Source organism: Salinibaculum salinum, assembly GCF_037645885.1.
Lineage (GTDB): Archaea > Halobacteriota > Halobacteria > Halobacteriales > Haloarculaceae > Salinibaculum > Salinibaculum salinum.
The window spans coordinates 1-25,210 of record NZ_JBBENW010000020.1 but is presented as its reverse complement, the minus strand read 5'-3'; the positions used below and the strand labels follow the sequence as shown (position 1 = coordinate 25,210).

Below are 25,210 nucleotides of genomic sequence, written 5' to 3'. Positions count from 1 at the left end.
TCCGAAAACGGATGGCTCACTCAGCGGCTGATTCTGCTGTGGGTTGCTCCGGAGTCGGCTTCACACGCCGTCGTCGGTCCACGAGACCGAGGACGAGTGCCCCCAGCCCGAGCACGAAGATAGCGAAGTTGAGAAGGCCGCCGATTATCGGGACCAGACCGAGGAAAGCCCCCAGGATCAATCCCGCGATGAGTCCTGCCCATCGGTTCTCAACATCAGCCAGCGACAGCAGCCAGACGCCGACTGCAAAGCGACCATACACCAGTCCGATCCAGGCGAATGCCAGGAATGCGAGCAATCCGGCAATAGAAATCGGAATGCCAATCACGGTGATGGCAACGAGAAAGAAGACGAGCGGAACGGCGATAAATACGCCGAGACCGAGGAGGCCAGATCTGACCGTGTCCGTCGCCACACGGTCGGCGAGGCGGTCGGAGAACTTGGGGAACAGTCCAAGCAAGAGCACACCGAGTCCCAGGTTGAGGAGGAAGGCGTTGATGGCAAAAATCCCGGTTGCGAGCGGCTGGAGATCAGTGAAAATATCACCGCCGAGTGACCGGTCACGCGTAACCTCGCCCGAAACGGCGTCACGGTTCCCCTGTAGTGACCCGTCGTAGGTCAGCGACCCAGCGATGGTAGCCGTCTCACCCAGCCGAATTGTCTCGGCGCCGATCTGTGCGTCACCCTGAATCGTCCCGTCGATGCGGACATCTCCTGCGCCAACCACGAAATCCCCCTCGACAATCCCGGTTTCGGTGAGATGTACAGAACCCGACCCCGTCGAGACGGTGTCTCTCACGGTACCAGCGATGCGAATATTACCTGCTGCAGCGTCGAGGCTACCCTCGACGACTCCGCCCTCCCTGATGACGACGTTGCCAGCCAGACCCGACACGTCGCCAGTGACTGTTCCCTCGATGATGATCGTCCCGTACACCCCACTGACGCTAGAAACGGTTTCTCCCCGCTCGACGACGGTCGTCCCCCCGACTCCCGACTGGGCAGCGGTGACGCCGGAGAAGAGACTCAACACGACAATCGCCACGGCGAGAGTGGAGATTGCCGTTCGCCGCAGTGATGTGTCAGGCATACCCAAATTAAGTCTTGTCAAACGATTAAAACTATCGGTTGGGGTGCCTTCAGACTTCATCGTGGTTCAGAACGCGTGAAACAGTATTTCTCACGAACGCCTGTTCGGAGTCTCTGCTAGAGGCGACCGAACGCCCCATCCACGGAGTGAATCGGGACTCCAGCCAGCGACGAGAACCACCGCGACGAGGGCGTAGCCCGAGAGGATAAACGGGTACATCTCTGGTGTAAATCCCACCAGTTCGCCAGTCATGTTTCCGAACGCGTGAAACAGGAGTACTGCCAGGATACTCCGGCGGGTATTGTTGTAGACCCAGACGAGAATGATCGTATTGAGCACGAGCATCGGAAGCCACCACGACAGTTCCGGTTCGAACGTCGTGTTGGCGTAGTAGCCGGGAAAGAGGACAAAGGGTGCGTGCCAGATTGCCCACACTGTTCCGTTGATAACGCCTGCAACGAGCGCACTCCGGCGCTCTTGCAACCGGTCGAGCCAGTACCCACGTAATCCGACCTCTTCGACGAGAGGGAAAATAAACGCGAACGCTACGAGCGAGAACAGCGCCACTGGATTGAACAGACGGTCCGTCGAAATGAACTCCAGCGGTTCCCCAGTGACCCCGACCAACAGCGCTCCGCCCGCTAAGAGGAGGTTGAACAGTGGCCAGTACAGGACGATGACGACCCCCCAGGCCGGGTCGATTCGTCCGACCTCGCTCAGTCGCGTGCCGAGGTCTGAGATGCCCTCCCAGCCACGAGTGAGCCAAGCCAACAGCAAGCCCGCAAACAGTGGGCTCAGACCGCCCATGAGGAAGAGTCCGACGTTAGGGAACGACCAGACCGACTCGTTGGACACTACGATCGGGGCCCAGAACAGAAATGCCCACCCCAGATAGATAATCGGAAACCCCCACGGCGTCGCAGCGCGGGCTACGCGACCGAGACGCCCCGCCGGGGGTCGCCGATGCTCCCCACTCATGTGGGAAAATTGACTGGGTGTGTACATCGATTTATTCGTTATTCTCACGTTCTGAAAGTTGCCAATCTCCCCGGGAATTGTTAGCGAGACAAGGTTTTTATAGCTACATACCAACTGACAGTTGCCTATGTCAGAGACTACCATCGAAGACGAGACGACCACATGGCCGGACCTGGCGATCGGCCTCTACGATCGACTAACCGGGCGCGGCGCGGAGATTATCTACGAGTTCGAAGACATGGAGGTGGAAGTGCCGAGCGGAACCGGCGAAGACGTCGAACACGCCCCCTGGCGACTTGACGGGACAGTCACCATCACGACCCGCGAGCGTGACTGAAACGCCAGCCCCGCAGGCGCCGCTGTCGGTCGAGACGGACCTCGAAATCACGATCGACGGGACCCGCGCCGACATACGTTCGACCGGCGATCGACTGTTCGTCGAGTTTCAGTCCCTCGGTGGCGCCATCCGCGCTGCGCGTGACGTTCCCGGGGCAAGAATGGATGAAATCGCCGCGCTGCTCGATGCGACAGATCTGACTGTCGAGGTCCGATCACGCGACCGGACCATCGTCGCAATCGGAGCAGACGCCCCAGCAGGCCCACTCTCGCGATGGGTGGGCACTGCTCCCGCCCAGGTTCGCGCTGCCGGCCTCGTCGCTGCGGTCGGTCAAGAGGTCGGTGCTGGGATTCGGGTGCTTCGTGATCTGTTCGGCTGACACAGCACTGGACGTGGAGCGAAAACTGAGCAACTCATCCACAGATCTCCAACATCCAACATCCGTTCGTGAGCGAACGCGGGAACGGAGGTGTCAGGAGATACCCACGGGAGTTCGGGCGCTCGCCGTCGGCCGGTGAGCAGCCCTACCGTTTTGTAACAGCCCTGCGAATGTACGCGTATGTCCGACCGTACACGTGCACACGTGTTCGTCTCCGGGAACGTACAGGGCGTCTACTTCCGTGCGACGACCCGCGACGAGGCACAGAAACGTGATATCAACGGCTGGGTCCGGAATCTGGACGACGGGCGCGTCGAAGCCGTCTTCGAAGGGCCTGAGAAGGCGGTCGAAGAAATGGTCGATTTCTGTCACCGAGGGAGTTCCGCTGCCGAGGTCGAAGACGTTGACGTGACCTACGAAGAACCCCAGGGCGAGGGACAGTTCAAGGTTCGATGGTGACCGGAGCAGGTCGCTGGTTCCGTCATCAGCGCTCAGTATAAAGGTGCCGCGGAAACGCGGCAGCAGGGCTACGTCGCCCTCGGCCGAAATGTCGTACATGACTGTTGGTGCAGTTCCGCTGTCGACGCCCCTCCCCGACGCACTCGCGGACGCTGTCGGACTGGTCCCGGACACGACACTGGGGAGCGTCGTCGGTGGTCTCCTCGGTGCAACACTGGTCGCAACGGTCCTCCTCATCAACGCAGCCGTCGCCGGTCCGTGGGCGAAACGACGCGTTTACTCCGCCTTTATTGATAAAATCGGGCCGAACAGGCACGGCCCAGCGGGGCTGCTCATCATCGTCGCCGACGCGGTCCGGATGCTTTCGAAAGAGCTCATCGTTCCCGAAGGTGCTGACCGACCGGCCTTTGACCTGGCACCACTGGTGATGGCTGCTTCGGCGCTGCTCGGATTTGCTGTTATCCCCTTTGGCACACTCGGCACCGTCACTCTCCAGCTCGCAGATCCAGAAACCGGACTGGTGTTCGTCTTTGCCGTCGCGTCGCTGGCCTCGCTGGGTCTCGTGATGGCCGGCTACGCCTCGAACAACAAGTTCTCGTTTATCGGGGGGATGCGCGCCGTCGCGCAGAACATCGCCTACGAGATTCCGCTCGTTCTCGTCGGAGCGTCGGTCGCACTGTTTTTCGGCACGCTACAGTTGAGTGAAATCGTTGCCGCACAGCAAGACACGCTCGTCGCGCTCGGCCCGCTCGAGATTCCCGACTGGTACGCGTTCGTCAATCCCTTCGCGTTCGTCCTGTTCATGACGGCGAATCTCGCTGAGGTCGGTCGGAACCCGTTCGATATCCCCGAAGCGCCGACCGAAATCGTCGCCGGCCACATGACCGAGTACTCCTCGGTGTATTTCGTGCTGTTGTACCTCAGCGAATTTCTCCATATCTTCCTCGGTGGCGCTCTGGTCGCCATCCTCTTTCTGGGCGGCCCGGCCGGCCCAGTCTTGCCCGGCCCGGTCTGGATGTTCGCTAAAATCTGGGCTATCTTCCTGTTCACGCAGTGGGCACGAACCACGTTCCCCCGCGTACGCATCGACCAGCTCATCCAGATTGGCTGGAAGTTTTTGCTCGTCGCTGCGCTTGGCAATCTTCTCCTGACGGCTGGCCTCGTGGCTTTCGTCTGAGGCCCTACAGTTATTCCCCCGCCGGTCGTACGCTCGACCATGATTACAGGTTCGGAGATGGCCGTGATCGACGAGAACGCGGCCGCACTCGGTGTCCCACGCAAGCAGTTGATGGAGTCGAGCGGCAACGCGATCGCTCACGCCGTCCGCGACCTGGTTGGCCCCGGCGATAGCGTCACTATCGTCTGTGGCCGAGGTAACAACGGGGGCGACGCCGCCGTTGCCGCCCGCTTTCTCGACGATTACGACCTCCGGGTTGTTCTACTCGGCCGCGCCGAAACTATCACGACCGACATCTCCCGGGAGAACTGGGACGCGCTCCAACAGGCCGACTACGACACGTCGGAAGTTCGTGACTCGACGGCCGTCGACCTCGGTGACCCCGACCTGGTCGTCGACGCGATGCTCGGAACCGGCATCACCGGGGACCTCCGGGAGCCGGCAGCCACGGCCGCCACGGCGATGAACGACGCCGACGCGACGGTCCTCTCCGTGGATGTCCCTTCCGGCTTGGATGCCGACACAGGGTCGTTCGCCGACAACGCCGTCTCGGCAGACCACGTCATAACGTTCCACGACACAAAACCCGGGCTCTCGGACCTCGCGGCCGACGTGACGGTCGCAGAAATCGGCATCCCTGACGCCGCCGAAACGTTCGTCGAGCGGGGCGACCTCCAGCGGCTCACCCGTGACCCGGAGAGCCACAAGGGCGACCACGGCGAAGTCCTGGTCGTCGGCGGCGGTCCTTACACCGGTGCGCCTGCACTCGCCGGTCAGGCGGCGCTCCGCGGCGGTGCAGACCTGGTCCGCGTGGCCTGTCCGACAGCCATTGCCCACGAGATACAGGGCTACACGGAGGACCTCATTCTTCGACCGGTGGAGGGGAGAAAACTCGAACCGAGCCACGTCGGCCCGGTCATGGAACTCGCCAACGAACACGATGCAATCGTTATCGGACCAGGGCTCGGCGACGACCCCGACACGCTCGACGCGGCCAGAGCCATCCTCGAAAGCTTCAGCGGGACCGCCGTCGTCGATGCCGACGCACTCTCCGTGGTCCCAGAGGTAAAGACGAACGCGAGTCTCATCTGTACACCTCATCAGGGAGAACTGGTGAATATGGGCGGCCAGACTGCTGAGGACTGGCGCGAGCGGTGTGCGTTAGTCGAGGACTTCGCCGCCGAACTGGGACACACGCTACTGGTCAAAGGTCACTACGACATCGTCTCCGACGGCGAGCGAACCAGAGTGGGTCGTACCGGCAACCCCGGAATGACCGTCGGTGGAACCGGTGACGTGCTCGCCGGCGTCACCGGCGCGCTGGCTTCGACCCAGGAACCGATGCACGCGGCAGCGCTAGGTGCGTTCGTCAACGGCCGTGCGGGCGATATCGTCTACGAGCAGAGAGGGAACGGCCTGTTGGCGAGTGACCTCCTCGAAGCGGTTCCGACGGCGATGCAGCAAAGCGAGTAGTCAGGCCGACGCTTCGGTCTCGACGAGTTCGCTCGCCTTCGCTCGTGACTGCTCGACGATAGCGGGGCGGGCTTCGAACTCCACGATTACCTGGTCGCCATAGTCGACGGAGTCGACGTTGGCGTTGTCGTGAATCCAGGAGACGACGCTCATCGTCTCGTCGTTCATCGGGAGGACGAGCCGTTCCTGGACGAAATCCGGAAGTTCTGCGTGGATCCGCTCGCGGAGGGTATCGACGCTCTCGCCGGTGCGCGCGCTGACTGCCACCGGGTCCGGCGCGAGCGCGGAGAGCGCGTCCCGTTTGCGCGCGAGTTCCTCCTCGTCGACGGTGTCGATTTTGTTGAGGACGGTGACGATGGGGGCCTCGTTGCGCTCGTAGAGCGTGTCGTGACTGGTGACCAGTTTCTCGCGGATCTTCTCGACTGACTCGCTCACGTCGACGACGAGCAAGACCAGGTCCGCACGGTAGACGGCATCTAGCGTCGACTTGAACGATTCGACCAGCCAGTGGGGCAGGTCAGAGATGAACCCGACGGTGTCGGTCAAGAGTACGTCTCGAGCATCTATATCCGCCCGGCGAGTGGTCGTCCCCAGCGTCGTAAAGAGCCGGTCCTCTGACTCGGCAGTGGTGTCGAGGTCAGGGTGGAGTTCCTCGTTCTCGTCGACGTCGAGGTCGGCCGCGAGTTGGCGCAACAGCGTCGACTTGCCGGCGTTGGTGTAGCCGGCCATCGCGACGAGGTCGAACCCCGACTCGCGGCGCTGTTCGCGGCGGTGCTGTTCCGTCTGTTCGATTTTCTCCAGTTCGTCCCGAATGCGGGCGATACGGGATTTGATGTCCCACTCGCGGCTCTCGTCGTACTCGCCAAGCCCCATGAAGCCGGGGCGCTCGTCGCGCTTTGCGAGGCTCGCCTTCGCTTCGGCGCGTGGCAGTTCGTAGCGCAACTCTGCGAGTTCGACCTGGAGCTGTGCCTTCTTCGTCTGGGCGCGCTGGCCGAAAATCTCCAGAATCAGCCGGAATCGGTCCAGGATCCGAACGTCCTCGGGGAGCTTGTTCCCGACGTTGAACGTCTGATAGGGGCCGAGCTGGTTGTCGAAGATAACAACCCGTGCGTCTGTCTGTCTGACCAGCCCCGCCAGCGTTTCCACTTTCCCCTCTCCGAGGTGATAGGCGGGGTCCTCTGTGCGAGTCTGCGTAATCGTCTCGACGACTTCGTAGCCAGCTGCACGCGCGAGGTCGACAATTTCGGTCGTGTCTGCCTCGCCGCTGTCGACCCGCTTGGCGATGACCGCCCGCTCGGTGGTAGTAGTGTCTCGCTCCGTCACTTACGCCACAGTACGTCGCCCCGATATTTAAATCCGGGCTCGGGTCGGTGTCAGCCGCCGCGGGCACAAAGCTCTTACCCCCGCGCAGTCAGGGGATGTACATGGCATTGGATATACCAGGGTTGGGTATGCAAATGGGTGGTAGTGCACTCATCGGCGGAGTTATCGGTTTCACAGCGAAAAAAGTTGCAAAAATTATCGCCGTTATCATCGGTCTGGAACTCGTGCTGTTCAAATTCCTCGAATCGCGCGGCATCCTCCAGGTCAACTGGGAGCGACTCGGTGGCACCTTCGAGGCGCTGGCGAGTGACGCAGGCAACCAAACGCAAACGCTCATCGAGACGTTCATTTCGACGGCCGGTATCGGTGCCGGCTTCGCCGCCGGCTTTGCCGTCGGCTTCAAGCGAGCCTGAAACCCGAAGAATCTCTTCTTTCGTTATCGCGTGTCGATGTCGTCCTCGTCTCTGACCATCCGTGTTTCTGCCTCGCCACTGGAGAGTTCGTTCACGAGATCGTAGAACTCGTTTTGCAGACCTGCGGGAAACTCAATGACGCCGATCCAGGAGCCGTCGGGTTGCCACTCTTCGCGTTCGAGGTCACCGAACTGTCGAATCTGTGCCTGCGCGCTGCCAGCATAGTCTGCGGGAATCTGCGCCGCAACCGTGACCGTGTCGAACCGAATCGGGATGACCGGCCGGAGTGCGTCGAGTGCTTCGTCCACCTGGCTCTCGACTGGCTCCATCGGGTCGACGCGGAAGTCGGTCTCTTCGAGCGCGCTCTTGATTCGTTCGGGTGGATGGGGCGCATCGTCCATCTGCGGGTTGACCGCGTTTCGCGTGATGCGGTTGATGAGCTGTTTTCGCTTCTGTTCTTGCATCTCCCGGCGCTGCTCTGCGGTAATCTGAATCTCACCGCGTTTGATGACTTCCGGGATGATTTCCATCGGGTCTGTGGTTCCGAAGACGTCTTCGAGTGCAGACTCGGCAGGACGGTCCCCGCGTGCTGCGTCTTCGAAGACGTCTTCTGCAGCGATGACATCTTCCAGGTCACCGTCGAACTCGTCTCGTTTGATAGCCAGCGCAGCATCCGGGTCAACGAGAACCTCGAACCGCTCCCCGTGGGATTCGAGGCGAGCTGTCACCGCCTCGTCAAGCGATATCATACGTCGGTGTAGTCCGGCCCGGGTGAAAGGTGTTTCCGAATCGCAAGTCACTGCGCTGTGATGTACAGGAGCGTCGCGATGCCGAGCACTTCCAGCACCTGGAGGACCATCATCACCTCGACGGCGACTGCCGGCAGCGCCGGGGTAGTGAAATAAAACCAGAGTGCAACGGCGTTTTCCGCGAGCAAGAAGCCGGCAAAGAGGATAGAGCCGAGCGTGAACGTCGAGCGAATCTCGCGATAGAGGCGCGCCCACAGCGCGATGAGCGCCGTGAGCAACACGATGTTGATACCCGCTGCAAGTCGTGCGATGTCGAGCACTACTGTCATCGTCGCTCCCCACTCGTCGTCGCTCCCGGTCGGTTGAAGTCCGTTGTCTGTCTCATGAGTCCACCTGCGAAATAATATCCTGAATCGTCTCCCAGTTGGTCCGTGCTCTGTCGCTGGGCAGGTACACCGTACCGTAGTCCTCGCTGGTGCTGGTGACGATCTCGTTGTCTTCGAGCACGTCGAGGTGGTGTCTGACGGTGTTGTACGCCAGGTCCAGGTCGTCGGCCAGTCGGTTGGCGTTCCGCGGCCGTTCGTCGAGTGCATCGAGGATGCGGACTCTGTTCGGGCCCCCACGGGTACCCGCGAGCGTCTGCCAGAGTACCGCCTCCATATCCACAGCAGACGCTCTCCGTCAGGAAATAACCCGTTGGTATATAGTGGGGCACTACCCGGGACCACGTCTCCAGACGCCGGAGGGCGGACCGTAACCGCGACAACTGCCGGGAAACACCCGCGCTCACATCTTGCTTGTTTCCCGCTAGTCCGAATAGGGGTTTTGGTAATTTGGACTCAAATTCACCCCCACAGCGACTCAGTTGCGAGACAGTTGCGAGAGAATTGAGTCTAATTCACGAAAATTGTTAATTGTATGTCATACCCAGAACGGACTGGATATGGCAGACAACCCACGATCACGGCGGCAGATTCTCCTCGGAATCGGTGCAGCCTCGACAGTCGCGCTGGCTGGCTGTGGCGGGAACGGCGACGGGACAGAGACCGAGACAGAGAACGGCGGCGGGATGGACGACGACGGAATGGACGAAGAGACAGAGACCGAAGACGAGGGGATGGATGACGAAACGGAGACTGAAGACGGAATGGACGAGACGCCATCCGAATCCGCCAACGTCCGCGTCGCTCACATGTCGCCGAACGCTCCGAACGTCGACGTGTACGTCGACAGCGACGACCCGGTGCTGTCCGACGTTCCTTTTGGAACGGTCAGCGACTACCTCGAAGTGCCGGCCGGCGAGCGACAGATCGAAATCACTGCCGCAGGCGACCCCGATACGTCCGTCTTCAGCGGCGGCGTGCCGGTCGAAGGCGATTCGGATTACACTATCGCGGCGAGCGGGGAAATCGGCGACGACGCGGACCAGCCCTTCGAACCGCTGGTACTCGAAGACGACAACTCCGACGTCGGCGGCGACGAGGCCCGACTCCGGGCAGTCCACGTCTCACCGGACGCACCGGCTGTCGATATCACGGCCGCCGGCGGCGATGTCGTGCTGTTCGACGGCGTCGAGTACGGTCAGTCCGGATACACAACCGTCGAAGCCAACGACTACACCGTCGAGATTCGCGGCGACACCGACAGCAACGACGGTGAGGTGGTGGCGGACTTCGACGTGAGTCTCAACGGCGGCACGGTGTACACCGCGTTCGCGGCCGGCTACCTCTCGCCGGACGACGAACCCGCCGACACCGGGTTCGACCTCATTGTGGCACAGGACAGCAGTAACTGATAGTTCCCGGCTGACGCAACTCACCATCCGACACTACAAAAAACGACGGACGGAGACGCCGATTACGCTTCGTCGTCGTCTTCTTCAGTCTCTTCGACTGCTTCTTCCGGGGCGAGCAGCTCGAACTCCTCGAGATACCCCTCGCGTTCCTCTTCAGTCAGTTCGTGGAACATCTCGGTTTCCGTGTCGATAGTGGCGACGCCGATGCCTTCCGGTCGGAGTTCGTCGTCGTTGACGGAAGCGAGTGATTCGAGCGCGAGGCGGATACCGTCGTCGAGACTCATATCGTCGGCGTAGTTCTCTTCGAGGTACTCCCGGATGTCCCCGCGGTCGGCACCGACCGCGAGTGCCTTCCACTCGTAGGGCGTTCCCGAGGGGTCGGTTTCGTAGAGCTTGGGTTCGCCGTCTGCGATGCCGGCGATGATGAGCGCGACACCGAAGGGCCGCGCGCCACCGACCTGCGTGTACTGCTGGATGTAGTCGGTGACTTCCTTGGTCAGCGTCTCGACGCCGACGGGTTCGCCGTAGCGGAGTTCGTTGACCTGCGCCTGGCGGCGGGCGAAGTCGATGAGTTGGCGAGCGTCGGCGACGTGACCGGCGCTTGCGATGCCGATGTGGTCGTCGGCTTTGTGAATCTTCTCGACGCTGTCGCGCTCCATCAGCGGCGAGCGGATGCGCTTGTCGACGGCGAGCACGACGCCCTCGGGTGTTCGAACGCCGATACTCGCGGTCCCGCGCTTGACGGCTTCGCGGGCGTACTCGACCTGATAGAGGCGTCCGTCCGGGGAGAAGATGGTGATCCCGCGGTCGTAGGCCTGCTGTTGGTTTTGTCCCTGCATAGTTAGATATCGAGCGTCGTCGCGCCCGCGAACGCCGAGTCAGTCTCCACGTCGACGCGCGCCGGTCCGACGTGGGCGGTCTGCTCGGCGTTACGAAACACGACGTCTCTCTTCTCTGGGGTTTTCGGTCCGCGCCCCATATACTTTTCTTCACAGGCGCGTACCGTCCCGCTGACGCCGCGAACTCGGATGCCCACATCGCGCCCATCGACGCGATCCAAACTGGCGAGCACCGCACGCGCCCGATCGACTTCACTACGCCGTACTCTCACGATAGCGCTCCCCCGCCCGTCAGCGAACGAAAACGAGAGTACCGTCAGGTCGACGGCTGCACTCCCCACGTCCCCGACGAGATTCTGGGCCGCGTACCAGAGTTGCCGCTGGAAGGAGCCGCGGTCGATCGTCGCATCGGGCCACGACTCGATACCGACAGCGAGATACCGCCAGCGTGGACGGAGATGCTTCGGGAGGTGTTTCATACCGCCGTCTTCGGCTGACATCGGTATTAACGGTGCGTTCCGAACACGGACAGCGTAGGCACACGCCAAACCATGCCTGTCAGTGCGTGCCGAGGAGTTCAAGACCCCCGACAGCCAACGGTTGACTATGATCGAAGTCGTCCCCCCGGACAAGCGCGTCTGCGAGCGGTGTGGTCGGATGGATGTCTGGAGCGAGCGTGAGCAGAAGTGGGTCGTAGCCGACGCTGACGGCGAACCACAGCACGGTCGTCCTCACTGCCTCCACGAGTGGGACATCAACGGGTCGTACAACCCTGTTCCCGAGTAGCCGTCTGGTCACGGTCTACGTTACCGTCCCGGAGTCGGCGGCCGACGACATCGCGGGCCAACTGGTCTCGGAACGGCTGGCCGCCTGTGTCAATGCCGTCCCCTGTGACTCGACGTATCGCTGGGAGGGGTCGGTTCACCGGGACAGCGAAGTCATTCTGCTGGTGAAGACGACGAGCGATGCCGTAGAGCGTCTCACCGACCGCATCGGAGAACTTCACCCATACGACGTGCCCTGCATCGAACAGTTCGAAGAAGACCAGGTTCTCCCGGCGTTTGCCGACTGGCGCGCGGACAGCGTCGACTAAGGGTCATCACCCCAGCCCCATCTCACGTCAAGCCGCGACGGTCGAGAGATCCTCGGTGTAGTAATCGAGCAGGAGGACGGCGACGGCACCGACAAGCGCAGCTCCCAGCGCCGTCGTCACACCAGCGAGCGCAGTCGCGTCGACCCCGCTAACTACTTCGACGACAGGCAGCCGGAGTGAGCCGACCATCAGGCTGACGAGGAAGGCAATCGTCGCCTCCCGGTACTCCTCGAGCGCCCAGTTGACTGCGTGTGCAACGGTAAAGAGTCCGAGAACTGCCCCGCAGCCGAAGGTCGCGACGACGACGACGTTCGAGAGCAGGTCGTCGGCACCGAACGCCAGTAGTCCGTCGACCAGGTCGGTCAACACGCCGGTTAGATACTCGTACTGCCCGAAGAGAATGAGCAGAAACGCCCCGGAGATACCGGGCAACACCATCGCCGAAATGGCGACAGCACCGGCGACGAAGACGAGTGGCAGTGCGTGTCCGAAGCCCGTTCCGTTGGAGATGCCAGTCACGAAAAAGGCGAGGAGGAAACCGGTGACGGCCGCACCAATCTGGAGCGGGGTTTCGAGGGACAGTTGGTCGTAGAGGACGACGGCAGAGGCCGCTATCAGTCCGAAAAAGAAGGCGAACGTCTGTGGGCGCGCTATCTCGAGCGCTACGTGAACGACTCGTGAGATGGTCACAATGGACGTCGCCACTCCGAGTCCCAGCACCACCAAGAAGACCACGTCCATGCGCTGCAGTTCGGCAACAAATCGCCGCCGACCATCCGGGCTGTCGAGGTCAGGAACCTGCTGGAGGACACGCGGGTCGAGCGCAGTCAGCGCGTCGATGAGTCGCTCGTAAATGCCCGATATGAGAGCGATTGTCCCGCCGGAAACGCCGGGAACGGAGTCAGCCGCCCCCATCGCCAGCCCTTTGAGATAGATGGTAAGCCACGCACGGACGCCTGCCGACGCGTGCATCGGTGTCGCTTCCTCTTCGGATGTCGTATCAGTCGGCACGGATTGTGGTGGGTGCGGTGTCTGCAGTCAGTGATTGCTGTGCGCTCCCACCGGACGTGCTGTTCGTGTCGCCGGTCGTTCCGCTGTCGTCGGTCGACCCGTCCGTAGTGTTGTCGTCAGTTGTGTTCCCGTCAGTCGTATTGCTGTCCGTCCCGTCGGTATCGTTCCCATCACCGAGGTCGATCTCCTGGGACTGTTCGTCCAGTGTCACCTGAACCGGCGAGTCGTCCGCACCGACGACTGCCGATTCGGAGACGTTGGCGGTCCCAGTGTACTGTGTGATGTTCCCGTTCTCGAACGTCGGTGAGGACGCAATCTGGTAGGGTCCTGTCGCGCGGACACTGGTGTTCGTGTAGCCGTCGTCGACCCCAACCGCGTCGTAGCCAGTGCTCGCGTAGGGGACCGTCGCGGTGAAACTACCGTCTTCGTCGGCCGTCACCTGCTGGGTGTAGTTGAACGTCTCACCGTTGGCAGGATCGAGTTCCACCTGCAAGCGCAGGCTGCTGTTGGGTGCCGCGCCCGACCCCTCGATCGTGGCTCCCGGCACGCGTTCGAACGTTTTGAGCCACGCCGGCGTGTTCGGATACAGCCCGTCGATTGCAGCTTGCTGGAGTTCCTGCTGGCTCGCGTTCGCCGAGATGCCGAGCGACCCGAGGAACCCACCCGTGTTCGCGTCGCGCGTGAACACCTGTGAGAGTCGACCCTGCAGGCCGCTGTTCTCGCTCATGTGGACGAGACGGTAGTTCTCCATGGCGGGAACGCGTTCCTGTGGGTACGGTCCGAAGCCGCCGATCTGGGCCGTGGAGTCGTTTTCGACGTATGCTTCGGCCTGTTGCATGCTCTGGAACCGTTTGATCGGCTGCCCGTCGGCCGGCGGACTCACGAACGTATCACCATTTCCGAGGGCGCGTTCTGCCCCCTGCCAGTCGAGCACCCAGGGCTGTGGCTCCATCGAACTCCCGTGGTAGCGGTACAATCGAACCGCAGTGGAGTTGTAGTAGGGCTGTTTCTGTCGAATGATATCCGTGCCCTGGAGCAGTCCCTGCTGCTGGAGATTCTCGGTCGACGCGACGCGAGTGTAAAAGTCCGACCGGGTGGTGTTGGGGTTGAACCGAAGCGGCGCGAAGTACTTCCCACGAGCCTGCGTCTCCGTCTCGGCCATCTTCCAGTCGACCATGACGTAGCGCGTCTGCGCGTCGTCTTCGTCGATGTTGTTCAGCACCTGCTCGCTCCGGCTCTCGTTCTGTGCTGTCAGGAACTTCGCTGCTTCCCTGGCATTCTGCTGGAACGGGTTGGCGACCGGTATCCGTTCACCTTCGACCGTAATCCAGTGGCCGTAGTCCCACCACGACATCACGCCGTAGGACCCCTCCGGATAGTCGTAATCGTCGGTGCGGCCATACGTGCCGTAGTAATCCATCGTGTCACCGTCGGGATTGCCGTACTGGCCGACTTCCGGCGTGTTGTTCGACATCCAGTCGAGTCCGTCTGACCAGCCCACGATACCAGCACCAGGGCTCTGTGCGCGATCGGACGTGTCCATCGCCTGCACGCCCACACTCGCACCAGCACCGAGGAACATCGGCGCGAGTACGATGAGAATGACCGAGATGACGGTCATCACCTGATACGGCTCGACCGTCGAAATGTTTTCGACGCGAGGGATGAACCGCATCACTTCACCGACCGCGACGGCAGTTAGGCCCGCGACCGGGACCGCGAGGTAGTACGAGAAACGAGCCTGGGTAAACGTCGCGGCGATCATGAATACGAACCAGATAGCCACCAGGAGATTCTCTGCCGGCGCGTCCGCCGACGCAAGCTGTCTTGCGACGATGATACCCACGCCAGCAACGGCCGCGAATATCGCGAGCCGGTAGTACGAGTACAGCGTGGACGGGTCGTCGAGCGGCTGGGCTTCACCGACGGTGCCGGCCGTCGGTGACGTCTGGAAGCCGACGACGCGCAGCACTTGATCGACGAAGTAGCTGAAGAGGTCCGGGAGGACGAGTGCCATCAATCCTGCGCCGACGACGATGATACCCGCGATTGCACCCGGATAGCCGATGTTCGAGAGGTCTCGGGCTTCCCACTGACGGAACAGCCAGGACATGAACACACAGCCGAAGGCGACGGCGAAGGCGAGTCCGGGTTGGAGCAGCGACCGCGAAGTTGCCGAAATATCGAGCGTCGCGAGACTCGGGAGTTGTAACAGCCCTGCCACGCTCAGCGAAACGACGCCGACCATCGCGGTGTGTTCTGGGCTCTTCCCTCGGACGACTTCTGCGGAGAGATGAATGAGGAAGAACACACCCAGAATACCGAGAAGCAGCACACCTGGTGGCCATGTCCAGAGGTACATCGCGATAGCGACTCCGGCGAGTATCGAGTATCCCAGCGGCCCGCGGAGCGCATCGAACTCGCGGTCGAGCAGGAGTTCGTACACGGGTTTCTCCTTCTGGGCGACGGAGAGAGCGACCATGACGGCGAGGACAGCAAGCGACATGAACAGCGCCTCGGCGACGTGGTGGTCGGAGAATCCTGCGACCGAGCGGGTGAGCAATCCGTCAGGAGCCAGGGCGATGATTGCTGCGGCCATCACGCCGGCGAAGCGCCCGCCAAGTCGACGCCCAATGAAGTACGCGGGGACGATGACGAGTGCGCCGAACAATGCCGGAGAGATGAGGACGACCTGTCGGACCAGTTCGTCACTCGGGTTTCCGAGTCCGACGACGAGGGCAATCGTTGCCATCAACTGGTCGTAGAACGTGCCGAACTGCGCGGGGGCAGTTCCGATCGGGAACTGGGTCCACACCTCGAACGGCATCGTCTCCGGGAAGTTGTTGACCGTGTACTGCGTCGACCGGTAGTGATACCACGGGTCGTTTCCCCGGAAGAGAATCGTCCCGTCGACGACGTATCTCCCCCAGTTGCGCGCGCGATTCCAAAACGCGAAGACGAGCAGAAAGGCGACTACGACGTAGTGGTAGTACTGGCCGAGCAACGCCGTGAAAGCGCCAAAGCCAGATTCGCCTTCGAACTGTTCGCGCCAGTTACTCATTACGCGTGCAGAATCCCAGTGCGTGCATAAGCCTTATGTATTCAGTTGCGACGACAGCTCTTCTGACCGCTTTCCCGTGGTTCGGTTTGCTGATTCGAACAAGCAACAGAAACGCCTATTTGCCGGGGTCGTCCATCACACACTGTGCGCGTTTCAGTCGTCGTCTGCGAGCACTCGATGGACCGGTATGAAGACTTCCGAGAGGCAGTCGAGAGTTTGCTCGGACAGACCTACGACGATACCGAAATCGTTCTCGTCAGCGACGGCAATGAAACCGTCTGCGAGTACATGCGCGACAATTACGGTGATGTCGACAGTGTTCTCGTTCATTGCCTGGACGAGAACGTCGGGTTGCTCGGCGCTCGTAACGCTGGCGCGGAAGTTGCTAACGGGGACGTGGTCGCTTTCATGGACGACGACGCCATCGCCGAAGAGGAGTGGGTCGCCCAGCTGGCCGAGGTGTACGAAACTAAAGACGTGCCTGCAGCCGGCGGGAAGATGACACCGGCGTGGGTGGCTGGAAAGCCCGATTTTCTCCCCGAAGAGTTTTATTGGCTTGTCGGGGTGACGCACCGTGGATTTGGACCCGATGGCGATCCGGAACTGGCAGGTGAGGTTCGCAACACCTTTGGGTCGAACATCTCCTTTCGGCGGGAGGTGTTCCTCGACCTCGGTGGCTTTGACACCGATATCGGTGGTCGTCAGGGCGATGCTAATCTACAGGGTGGTGAGACGGAACTGTGTGCGCGTCTGCGCGAGGAGTATAGCTATGGCGTGTACTACAATCCGCAAGCAGAGGTCGCTCACAAGGTATTCGAGTATCGGACAAAGTTAGGATGGTTGCTGGACAGAGCGTTCTGGCAAGGGTATTCGAAGCGTGGGATGGAGACGCTTGTTCCGGAATCGGGTGGGGAAGAATCATATTTCCTGACACAACTAGTAACCAACTACATTCCTGGACGATTGACCCGACTGACGAGTCCAAGTTTTGAAGCGGTATCACAGTTTGTTATGACACTCATTTTCACCGTGATCGTGGGAGCCGGATATCTGTACGGGGTGACAAAATATCGATGAGCGACCCACAGGTTAGCGTTCTCCTCCCAACATACAATGCCAAGTCACATATCGACACCTGTATTGAAAGTCTCAACCAACAAACGTTCGAGGACTTCGAGATTATAGCCGTCGATGATGGATCGACCGATGGGACAGTTGAGTATCTTGAAGACCGTAATGATGTGCGACTGTTCGTTCGCGAAGATCCTGAGGATGGACTTCCCGGTGCATTAAATTACGGTATCGAACGTGCATGTGGTCCTTATATCGCCAGACAGGACGCTGACGACCTATCCTACCCAGAACGGTTTGCACGACAAGTAGACGCACTCAATTCTAACCCCACCGTTGCACTGGTCGGTACCGCAGTCGATCTGCTGTCATCAGATGGATCAAAGCGTGCAACGCGTATCCCGCCAGCAGAACCAGATTTCAACTCGTTACTCGAAAAAAATCGGTTCGTTCATGGAAGTGTGATGTTCCGCCGGGACACAGTGCTCAATGTGGGTGGGTACAACACTGGATTTAAATATACCGAGGACTATGATTTATGGCTCCGACTCGCCACCAAGTACCCTGTTCAAAACATTCAGACACCGCTGTACGGTCTTCGCGTCCACGACCAAAGCATCTATGGGGCACAGCTTCGGACTGTCAAGCTATATGGATGGTTTGCCCGGCGTCGGATCCGGGGCGAGACGAACCTGTCTATTGACGACTTAAGAGAGTCTGGTGTCGACATTGTCTATGAGGAGATGTCAGCTAAAGAACGAGTATCGTTCCATACTGAGATGGCTCAGGAGTTACTCCGATACGGACGACCTGAAAAATCTAAAAAGGCCTGTCGAGAAGGTCTAAGTATTGCGCCTGTCACGCCGACACTGTGGGCGCTGCTTGGGATCTCGTTTATGCCAGAACAAATAATCAACGTTGTGGAAAAAGTCTACCGCTCAATCCACAACCAACGAACTCACTCGGTATAACCGAGCGATCGAAGTCGCTCTTGTGTCTCTGTATCGACATCTCGGCACTCAGCGGTCGGTGGCTCCGCCGTGATGGGCTTCCGATCGCCATTTTGATGCTTGAGCCACGGGACATCTGTTAGTGCGGGTATTTTGATTCCTAAGGGATGACCATACACCCGAATGGGAAACGGACTAGCACGTTCTCCTAGAGCGTTTCCGTGGTCAGCAGTAACTACAGTCTTCCCGCGTAGGTTATACATAAGCCGACGGACAGCGGGAAATGCGAGTTTGAGGTTTGATAAATATGCCTCCCAGACAGCGTTGTGATCCAGTTCGCCCCGCTCAAGTCGTTCGAACGGTGTCAAAGACTCAGCAACGGCGTCGTCATTGCCTAGAGCGTGGTCTCGAATGGTAAAATCACTAGGTTCGCCTATCTGAACATCGCCAACGAATGGATAATGCGGTTGAATAAAATGTATAATAAGTCGTTTGTCAGAGTAACGTTCAGCCGCAGACAACGCCCGTTCGGCAAGCACATCAGGAAAGACGGTATTATATTCGTCATCCCAGTCGTCTTCCCACACATCAACGACGGCGTGGAATGTATCGTCATCAAGCAGGAGGCGAACGTACGGGTTCGCCGTAACGTACACAGTGTCGTGATAGGTACCCTCACCGAACGTGCCCTCAAGAAACCCGGGTGTCGCCGAATCGACAGACCGGCGCTTTTCGAGGATCCCTGGGAGATCTGAATCGTTGAACGCCTCAGTGAACAGGTCGTAGCGACAGGCGTCGAGCACGAGCAGGTTGTCCCAGTCATCGGCGGTAACTGGGGTCCCCTCGTGCCCGATGAATTCGTAGTAGCGGCTGACGACGTGTGTGAGAAACCGACGCCGCCACCACGTCCGGTCGAGACCGTGCTTTCGTATTTCCGAGAGCGCGTATCGGAGACTCACGGTAAACAGTTTCATACCAGCCCCCAAATACGTACCGACCTAAAGATATCCTAAATCTCGCAAACGTTCATCGATGTTGATTGTATCTGCCGTTTCCAAATCAGAGGACGGAAATGCCTGTTCGAAGCGTTCACGATCGTACTCACGGAGTGGATCGAGTTCCCAGGGATCCGCATCGAGATCATAACATTTCGGATTCCAGTCCTCTCGGTTTGGAAATTCAATGTACCTCTGGCCATCTACCCGAACAGAGCGTATCCAGTTTGTCTTGTCGCGGAGAGCTTCACCACAGCCACGAGTGTAAGCCACACGTTCCTCAACATCAGAGGTTGGAAGAAGCGATTCACCGTCGATGGCTGCCTCGTCGTATGCAACGTTGAGTAATTCCAGGAGCGTCGGGAAAATATCTATTTGTCGCACCTGCTCGGATACATGCTCGTCTGGAATGTCGACACCGTCCAAGACGAATGGAACGTTACTCGTAAAGTCGTAAACGCACTGTCCATGCCCGTCTTCAAGGGCGTGATCTGGGAACGTAGAAAGACGGGAGCTGAGGAAACGATCAAGTGGCTCTGTCACGGTACTGGTATCGATACCCCAGTCAAACCGAATCTTATCTCGGAGGAATTTGAGAGCCTTGATCGGGTAGTTATTCCGGGTTGAGATACTCTCGCCATGATCACCGTAGAGAGCCCACACGGTATCCGCTGGCAATAGTTCGCTGAGTTCCTCTAGTTTGTGGTCAAGTGCTGACAGCGTTCGGCCGTACGGCGTTGATCCATATGCAGGATTATCGAACGCCTCGGGAGTCTCAATCGGATGGTGGATTTCCCAGAGATGAAGATACATAAAGAATGGTTCTTCTAGTCTGTTGATCCGCTTACGTGCAGTCTCGAACCACGATGAGAACAGGTCGTCTTCGGCGTCCCGAAAGTGATATTCATCGAACCCACGATCAAGTCCTGTCTTGGGGTCCAGCGGCCCCGTTGTGAGTCCGATCGTCTGATAGCCAGCATCAGACAGTTCACTTGCGAGTGTCGTAACGTCGGAATCCAAATCGACATTCCGTAGTGAGTGTACCCCATTTGTTTCGGAATAACAGCCCGTGTGGACGCTAGCGACGGCTGGCGTCGTCGTCGTCGCCGTGGCATACATCGATTCGAAGAATGTTCCAGAATCGACCCGTTCGTCAATAAACGGCGTCAATGCATGCGGTCCGTTAATGAAGTCACGCCGGAGGCAGTCCACACAGACGAGAAAGAGATTGTCCATACAAACGATTATATCGGACTCAGCAAAGGCTTGACGTTTCCACCATCCTCTATCCGCCGGTGGTAAGGATACAAAACAACTCCGAGACTATGCAGAGCTAACAAATGATTAGCCAAGGTTCTTAAATATTCGGTGCAAGTTCTTCAGAGTCTGCTACAATCATAAACGGCCAAACCAGACGCCCGATAGATGAACGCCCGCTGAGGAGATTCAGAATTATAGTAGCCACCGAAAGCCATTGCACATACAACCGCACGATTGCGGTGCGGTTGATGTGTAAATCGTTTCAGTTGTTACGATAGACAGTACCATTTAGTGGATTGAATTGTACACATCAAGGTATTGTGAGCCAATGTCGCGCCAGTCATATTTCACCTCGATACGCTCGCGTGCCCTCTCGCCCATGGCTGTCGCCAGATCGAAGTCTGATATAAGTTTTAGTACGGCTTCAGCGATAGCACCTGGTGATTCAGTGGGAACCACGAACCCGACATCACCATCGTTTACCATCTCTTTGGCTCCCGAAACATCGGTCACGACGACCGGACAGCCAACTGCCATCGCCTCAAGCCGAACCAGCGAGAAACTCTCCGATCTGGAAGGATGAACAAACGCCCGCGCTCGTTCAAGATATTCCCGAACAACCGACTGTTCAACGTACCCATGAAAGGTTATGTGATTGTTGACGCCAAGTTCGCGAGCCAATCCTTTGAGCGTCGGTTCCGCGGGACCTTCCCCGAATACGTGGAGGTGTGTGTCTGGAAACGATTCAATGACCTTTGGTAGTGCCTTGAACAGCACGTCGTACCCTTTCCGTCGTTTCAGTCGTCCAATCGCGACGAGATCGTGCGTCTCCTTCCGTGGCCGGAACTCGAAAATATCGGGATCAACGCCTAAGGGAATCACATCAATTTTCGTTTCATCGACGTATTTGGCGTACGTATCTTTTGCATCCTCGTGAACGACAATGATCCGATCAGCTGCCTCTAGTGTACGCTGGAACAGCGCCATCCGGACAGGGTCAATCATACTATCACGAGTCGCATTAAACGCGTCATAGAGTGGATCGCTCAGTGTGCGGGGAGTATCGACGCCAAACGCCTTGGAAAAAATAAGATTAAATTCCTCCGCGAAGATTTCGTGTCCAGCCTGACAAGGCCCGACGACAGTTGGAATATCACTACCTACCCCAGCCAAGAGAACCGGGTTAAACCAGCGATAGCTGAGATTCATGTGATGATACACGTCAACGGTCCCTGAGCGCAGTTCCCTGGCGACCTTCTGAAACGATTTACCGTAATATTTCAACCGATTTCGTGTGTGAAATTCATGGACATGGACATTTTCGGCTTCGATGGGCGTGAGTTCCTCCCCAACGTAAGCATCAACTCTGACTTTGGACTCCCCCAAATTGTTCAGGATGTTGTAGCTTTTTCCATATTCGCGGTTTGAAATATGAGCGTCGACAGGAGCAACCAGAATCCGGGTCATTGTAATGAATGATATATTCGATACAGAAGAACTATGCAGTAAAACGATTCGGTAACGAGTTCTGGATCGTCATCGTTCCCTAAAATCGCCTGTTATAAGCCGCTGCTGATCGTCGTTTAACTCACTCCTGATGCGAATCGGACAAACGTCGTTCATCACGTTCATTTCAAAGTTTGTTTCATCGATAGCAGGCTTTGTCGCGACGATTCTGTTCGCGCGTCTCCTCGGGGCTGAGGTTCTCGGAACATACTATCTCTTGCTCTCAATCGTAGCCTGGCTTGCGTTAGTTGGCACTCTCGGATTTGAAAGTGCGATCACAAAGCGTCTCAGTGAGGGTACTGATCGTGGTGCATATAAGATTGCTGGCGGACTCTGTATCGCCACGTTGACGAGTATAATTGTCGTGGTGCTGATTCTCGGAGAGGGATTTGTTGTCCGACTGTTCAGCGTCCAGAACATTGATTACGTTGTTCTTCTGCTTTTGGTCGGTGTCGCTGGTACGTACGTTGATTCGGTACTGCAAGGATATCACTTAGTCCACATCTACGCCATACTCCGTCCTATCCGTCGTGTGATTCGGACCATTCTGCAAGTTAGTGGCGTTCTATTATCACTAGGTCTACTCGCACTGGTCGGTGGGTACGCCGCTGGCGGTATCATCGTCGTTTTAATCGGTCTTTTCATTATCGGGGGACCATACACTTTACCCGGCCGCCATCACTTTCACAGTCTGTTCGATTACGCAAAGTACGCTTGGATGGGACGGCTTGAAGGAAAAACATTCAATCAAGCAGACATCCTCATTCTCGGCATTTTTGTTCCGGACTCGCTGGTGGGTATCTACGGAATCACTTGGAGTCTGGCAAACTTCTTGGTCATTTTCAGCAATGCCATCAGTTCGGCACTGTTCCCGGAACTGAGTAAACTCTCAAGTGAGGACGAGTATACACAAGTAGCCTCGTTGGTCTCCGACTCAATGGCTTATGCTGGACTGTTCACTATTCCAGGCGTTGTCGGTGGCGGCTTACTGAGCGAGAGTCTGCTACGAGTTTATGGGCCAGAATTCGTTGAGGGAGCACGTGTGCTGACAATTCTTATTGTCGCAGTCTTGTTCTACGGCTATCAGCGACAGACAGTTAACGCTCTGAGTGGGATCGACCGACCTGACGAGGCGTTTACCGTCAACAGCGTGCTTATCGGATCGAACGTGGTATTAAACATCGTTCTGATCGCTAACTTCGGCATCATAGGGGCTGCTGTCGCGACGGCTACCTCCGCGGTTATCAGCCTCGTCACCGGGTACATAATCCTCCGTCGACATGTCATTATTTCTCTTCCGATCCGTCGGATCGGTACCCAAATAATCGCCGCGACCGGTATGGGTGTAGTCGTTATAGTGGTTGAAGAGATTATCAAAACAATACTTCCGCCGACCGATGTGATCGTTCCCACTGGACTAATCGTCGGGGTCGGTGCTGTCTCCTACTTTTCATTCCTTTGGATACTGTCAGCAGAATTTAGAGAGGTAGTAATCGAGAACGCGCCTTTGATAAGTAGCTAGCGCATCACCAACATAACTCATCTCACCGGATGTATCCAAGACTTTCGAGTTGATCTTCAACGGTATCAGACAATTTCTTGTCCCTATCAGTCGCTACGTCTGTCTCTTCCATCTTGTCATACATTTGCTGGACAAGAGCGCTGGGATCCTCATCCGTTTCACTGAGTCGGTATGAGGTCTGTGCATCCCTGATACGAAGGGTTGTCGACCGGTCGCCATGCGTGGCGAACTTCAGGACCGTATCACCGTCTTGTTTGTATACTGCCCGCCACGGCCCGGCGAACCGTTCACGGTGCAGACACTCTTCAGGAAGCATTAATTCGGGAGATTCCAACCGATAGGTTGAGGTAAATGCATACTCCTCAACAGCGAAACTCCCCACCCCTTCGTTTAGAGTCGTCTTGACAACGGACGGGAACTCAGTGAGGCTAGCCAAGTCGTTGTTGGGTCCAGTCGGGCCTGCTCCAGGGTGGTGCACAAGTAGAGGGACATGGGTTACCACCTCATGAATACCCCAACTATGGTAGGCCGCCCGCACGTCTGGGTCGACACGGCTCCATTCGCCGAACCCATCACCATGATCACTAGTAACAATCAAGAGTGTGTTATCTAGTTCTCCACGCTCTTGTAGTCCCTCAACTAGATTCGCGACAGCTGCATCAGTCTGTCTAATACAGTCATCGTACAACCGCTCAATTGCCCCCAGCTTCCACCAGCTGTCCGTCGTTGCAATCTCTTTTGAGATGGGTGAGGTAAGTGAGTCGTGTAGAGCCAGGAGGTCATTGTCACCCGTGGACTCAAATGCATCGTCGGCCCGGTAAGGATAGTGGGCGTCCATGAGGTTCAGACACGCTGCCCATCGATCACGCCCATCTGACCAGTCAAAGAATGCGTCAACATACTCTGGTGCACCTTCTTCTGCCGGATCGTACTCTTCCCTGTTGCCAGTAATAAAGTAGAATCCGTTGGCAATTGAACGGAGTGGAGCATCACTCTTTAGACACCGAAGCAGATACTCCCGGTTCGTCTGGTGTCCCTCCACGTCTGTCGGCGAGATGCCCGTTTTAAAGTATCGGTGTTTCGGGTCCCGCTTCGGCCCATAGACCGTTTCAAACGGTGCAGTAAGATTTGAGGATGCAGTAAGAACCGTGTTTGGCGTGAATATACCCGTATCATATCCTCTTTCAGAAAGTGTCGACCAGATTGTTTCTTCCGGATCTAATTGTGACTCATGATGAATAATACCGTGTTCCTCAACATGGTGTCCAGTAAAAATACTGGCGTGGCTTGCGACACTGTGGATACCCGGCGCGCGCGCCTGTCGATACCATTCAGCGTCCGCGGTGAGAGTTTCAAGAAATGGTGTCGTCTCTTCCTCATATCCGTGGAGGCTTGTGTTTCTAGCTCTGACACTATCAAGAATTATTAAAAGGATATTAGGTTTCATTGTTATCCAACTGTACTCGGATTCTAAAGAATCTGCCGTGTTAAATAGTGACCCTCTGAGAAGGAGTAAAAATAGTCTGGAGACTCTACTCTTAGCATCTAGCAAGAGAACACAAATTGCGGCTATCCACGAGAATGCCAGTATTTAACAGATCACTGTCGCGTTTCGAGTTGATAAAGACACCGCGCGGGCGTGAGCAACGAAATCAAGCCGAGTCCGCTGGCTGAAAGATATGCGGTGACGAGAAGTCAGCGGATTCGGTTCGAGAGTCCGGTTCGGACA

The 25,210-nt window shown here is 57.9% G+C and carries 26 protein-coding genes; 12 read left to right on the top strand and 14 right to left on the bottom strand.

What is annotated here, in order from left to right; translation table 11 throughout:
• Positions 1 to 16: 16 nt before the first annotated feature.
• Complete coding sequence (locus WDJ60_RS15515) at positions 17 to 1,090, bottom strand: bactofilin family protein (protein ID WP_340101551.1); 1,074 nt, start codon at positions 1,088 to 1,090, stop codon at positions 17 to 19.
• Positions 1,091 to 1,180: 90 nt separating this feature from the next.
• Complete coding sequence (locus WDJ60_RS15510; RefSeq protein ID WP_340101550.1) at positions 1,181 to 2,068, bottom strand: CPBP family intramembrane glutamic endopeptidase; 888 nt, start codon at positions 2,066 to 2,068, stop codon at positions 1,181 to 1,183.
• Between the two features lie 127 nt (positions 2,069 to 2,195).
• On the opposite strand from WDJ60_RS15510, the gene WDJ60_RS15505 reads away from it, so the two are divergent.
• The 5 genes from WDJ60_RS15505 (at position 2,196) to WDJ60_RS15485 (ending at position 5,893) form a co-directional block, all read left to right on the top strand.
• Positions 2,196 to 2,405: a hypothetical protein gene (locus WDJ60_RS15505; RefSeq protein WP_340101549.1), complete on the top strand. Its 210-nt coding sequence runs from the start codon at positions 2,196 to 2,198 to the stop codon at positions 2,403 to 2,405.
• Complete coding sequence (locus tag WDJ60_RS15500; RefSeq protein ID WP_340101548.1) at positions 2,398 to 2,784, top strand: hypothetical protein; 387 nt, start codon at positions 2,398 to 2,400, stop codon at positions 2,782 to 2,784. Before WDJ60_RS15505 ends, WDJ60_RS15500 begins: the two co-directional genes overlap by 8 nt.
• A gap of 180 nt (positions 2,785 to 2,964) precedes the next feature.
• On the top strand, positions 2,965 to 3,243 hold the full coding sequence (locus WDJ60_RS15495) for an acylphosphatase (RefSeq protein ID WP_340101547.1): 279 nt from the start codon (positions 2,965 to 2,967) through the stop codon (positions 3,241 to 3,243).
• 97 nt (positions 3,244 to 3,340) lie between these two features.
• Positions 3,341 to 4,420 (top strand): complex I subunit 1/NuoH family protein, encoded by a 1,080-nt coding sequence (locus tag WDJ60_RS15490; RefSeq protein ID WP_340101546.1) that lies wholly within the window; start codon positions 3,341 to 3,343, stop codon positions 4,418 to 4,420.
• A gap of 39 nt (positions 4,421 to 4,459) precedes the next feature.
• Positions 4,460 to 5,893: an NAD(P)H-hydrate dehydratase gene (locus WDJ60_RS15485; protein WP_340101545.1), complete on the top strand. Its 1,434-nt coding sequence runs from the start codon at positions 4,460 to 4,462 to the stop codon at positions 5,891 to 5,893.
• Here the strand turns inward: WDJ60_RS15485 and hflX are convergent, their stop codons facing one another.
• Positions 5,894 to 7,216: a GTPase HflX gene (gene hflX / locus WDJ60_RS15480; RefSeq protein WP_340101544.1), complete on the bottom strand. Its 1,323-nt coding sequence runs from the start codon at positions 7,214 to 7,216 to the stop codon at positions 5,894 to 5,896.
• Positions 7,217 to 7,311: 95 nt separating this feature from the next.
• Between hflX and WDJ60_RS15475 the strand changes: the two genes are divergently transcribed.
• On the top strand, positions 7,312 to 7,629 hold the full coding sequence (locus WDJ60_RS15475) for an FUN14 domain-containing protein (RefSeq protein ID WP_417750466.1): 318 nt from the start codon (positions 7,312 to 7,314) through the stop codon (positions 7,627 to 7,629).
• 23 nt (positions 7,630 to 7,652) lie between these two features.
• Here the strand turns inward: WDJ60_RS15475 and WDJ60_RS15470 are convergent, their stop codons facing one another.
• Genes WDJ60_RS15470 through WDJ60_RS15460 form a run of 3 tightly spaced genes read right to left on the bottom strand, consistent with a single transcriptional unit; the run spans position 7,653 to position 9,038 of the window.
• Positions 7,653 to 8,378 (bottom strand): ribosome assembly factor SBDS, encoded by a 726-nt coding sequence (locus WDJ60_RS15470; RefSeq protein WP_340101542.1) that lies wholly within the window; start codon positions 8,376 to 8,378, stop codon positions 7,653 to 7,655.
• Positions 8,379 to 8,425: 47 nt separating this feature from the next.
• Entirely contained in the window at positions 8,426 to 8,707 is a 282-nt protein-coding gene (locus WDJ60_RS15465; RefSeq protein WP_340101541.1) for a DUF8036 family membrane protein, read from the bottom strand.
• Between the two features lie 52 nt (positions 8,708 to 8,759).
• Complete coding sequence (locus WDJ60_RS15460) at positions 8,760 to 9,038, bottom strand: ArsR/SmtB family transcription factor (RefSeq protein WP_340101539.1); 279 nt, start codon at positions 9,036 to 9,038, stop codon at positions 8,760 to 8,762.
• Positions 9,039 to 9,321: 283 nt separating this feature from the next.
• On the opposite strand from WDJ60_RS15460, the gene WDJ60_RS15455 reads away from it, so the two are divergent.
• A complete protein-coding gene (locus WDJ60_RS15455) occupies positions 9,322 to 10,173 on the top strand; it encodes a DUF4397 domain-containing protein (RefSeq protein ID WP_340101537.1) in 852 nt (283 codons plus the stop codon).
• Positions 10,174 to 10,235: 62 nt separating this feature from the next.
• Here WDJ60_RS15455 and psmA read toward each other — a convergent pair whose 3' ends face one another.
• A complete protein-coding gene (psmA, locus tag WDJ60_RS15450) occupies positions 10,236 to 11,012 on the bottom strand; it encodes an archaeal proteasome endopeptidase complex subunit alpha (protein ID WP_340101535.1) in 777 nt (258 codons plus the stop codon).
• A 2-nt stretch (positions 11,013 to 11,014) separates the two neighbouring features.
• Complete coding sequence (locus tag WDJ60_RS15445; RefSeq protein ID WP_340101534.1) at positions 11,015 to 11,491, bottom strand: Rpp14/Pop5 family protein; 477 nt, start codon at positions 11,489 to 11,491, stop codon at positions 11,015 to 11,017.
• A 127-nt stretch (positions 11,492 to 11,618) separates the two neighbouring features.
• On the opposite strand from WDJ60_RS15445, the gene WDJ60_RS15440 reads away from it, so the two are divergent.
• Entirely contained in the window at positions 11,619 to 11,798 is a 180-nt protein-coding gene (locus WDJ60_RS15440) for an HEWD family protein (protein ID WP_340101533.1), read from the top strand.
• Positions 11,716 to 12,105, top strand: coding sequence for a divalent-cation tolerance protein CutA (gene cutA, locus WDJ60_RS15435; RefSeq protein WP_340101593.1), 390 nt, complete (start codon positions 11,716 to 11,718; stop codon positions 12,103 to 12,105). The genes WDJ60_RS15440 and cutA overlap by 83 nt, the downstream gene beginning before the upstream one ends.
• A gap of 27 nt (positions 12,106 to 12,132) precedes the next feature.
• Here cutA and WDJ60_RS15430 read toward each other — a convergent pair whose 3' ends face one another.
• Together WDJ60_RS15430 and WDJ60_RS15425 are read right to left on the bottom strand one after the other, a co-directional pair.
• Positions 12,133 to 13,077 (bottom strand): DUF368 domain-containing protein, encoded by a 945-nt coding sequence (locus WDJ60_RS15430; RefSeq protein ID WP_417750468.1) that lies wholly within the window; start codon positions 13,075 to 13,077, stop codon positions 12,133 to 12,135.
• Between the two features lie 28 nt (positions 13,078 to 13,105).
• On the bottom strand, positions 13,106 to 16,177 hold the full coding sequence (locus tag WDJ60_RS15425; RefSeq protein WP_340101531.1) for an oligosaccharyl transferase, archaeosortase A system-associated: 3,072 nt from the start codon (positions 16,175 to 16,177) through the stop codon (positions 13,106 to 13,108).
• A gap of 144 nt (positions 16,178 to 16,321) precedes the next feature.
• On the opposite strand from WDJ60_RS15425, the gene aglG reads away from it, so the two are divergent.
• Entirely contained in the window at positions 16,322 to 17,254 is a 933-nt protein-coding gene (gene aglG / locus WDJ60_RS15420; RefSeq protein WP_340101530.1) for a glucosyl-dolichyl phosphate glucuronosyltransferase, read from the top strand.
• A complete protein-coding gene (locus WDJ60_RS15415) occupies positions 17,251 to 18,219 on the top strand; it encodes a glycosyltransferase family 2 protein (RefSeq protein WP_340101529.1) in 969 nt (322 codons plus the stop codon). Before aglG ends, WDJ60_RS15415 begins: the two co-directional genes overlap by 4 nt.
• On the opposite strand, the gene WDJ60_RS15410 is transcribed toward WDJ60_RS15415, so the two are convergent.
• The 3 genes from WDJ60_RS15410 to WDJ60_RS15400 all read right to left on the bottom strand — a co-directional run bounded on the left by WDJ60_RS15410 (position 18,207) and on the right by WDJ60_RS15400 (position 21,920).
• Positions 18,207 to 19,172 (bottom strand): hypothetical protein, encoded by a 966-nt coding sequence (locus WDJ60_RS15410; RefSeq protein WP_340101527.1) that lies wholly within the window; start codon positions 19,170 to 19,172, stop codon positions 18,207 to 18,209. The two genes, WDJ60_RS15415 and WDJ60_RS15410, sit on opposite strands and share 13 nt — an antisense overlap.
• 24 nt (positions 19,173 to 19,196) lie before the next feature.
• Positions 19,197 to 20,429, bottom strand: coding sequence for a sulfatase-like hydrolase/transferase (locus WDJ60_RS15405; protein ID WP_340101526.1), 1,233 nt, complete (start codon positions 20,427 to 20,429; stop codon positions 19,197 to 19,199).
• Positions 20,430 to 20,741: 312 nt separating this feature from the next.
• Positions 20,742 to 21,920 carry a glycosyltransferase gene (locus WDJ60_RS15400; protein ID WP_340101525.1) on the bottom strand — a complete coding sequence of 393 codons (1,179 nt, stop codon included), beginning with the start codon at positions 21,918 to 21,920 and terminating at the stop codon, positions 20,742 to 20,744.
• Positions 21,921 to 22,050: 130 nt separating this feature from the next.
• On the opposite strand from WDJ60_RS15400, the gene WDJ60_RS15395 reads away from it, so the two are divergent.
• Positions 22,051 to 23,481, top strand: a complete 1,431-nt coding sequence (locus tag WDJ60_RS15395) for an oligosaccharide flippase family protein (protein ID WP_340101524.1) — start codon at positions 22,051 to 22,053, stop codon at positions 23,479 to 23,481.
• Positions 23,482 to 23,503: 22 nt separating this feature from the next.
• Here WDJ60_RS15395 and WDJ60_RS15390 read toward each other — a convergent pair whose 3' ends face one another.
• Positions 23,504 to 24,928: a sulfatase-like hydrolase/transferase gene (locus WDJ60_RS15390; RefSeq protein ID WP_340101523.1), complete on the bottom strand. Its 1,425-nt coding sequence runs from the start codon at positions 24,926 to 24,928 to the stop codon at positions 23,504 to 23,506.
• Positions 24,929 to 25,210 lie beyond the last annotated feature (282 nt).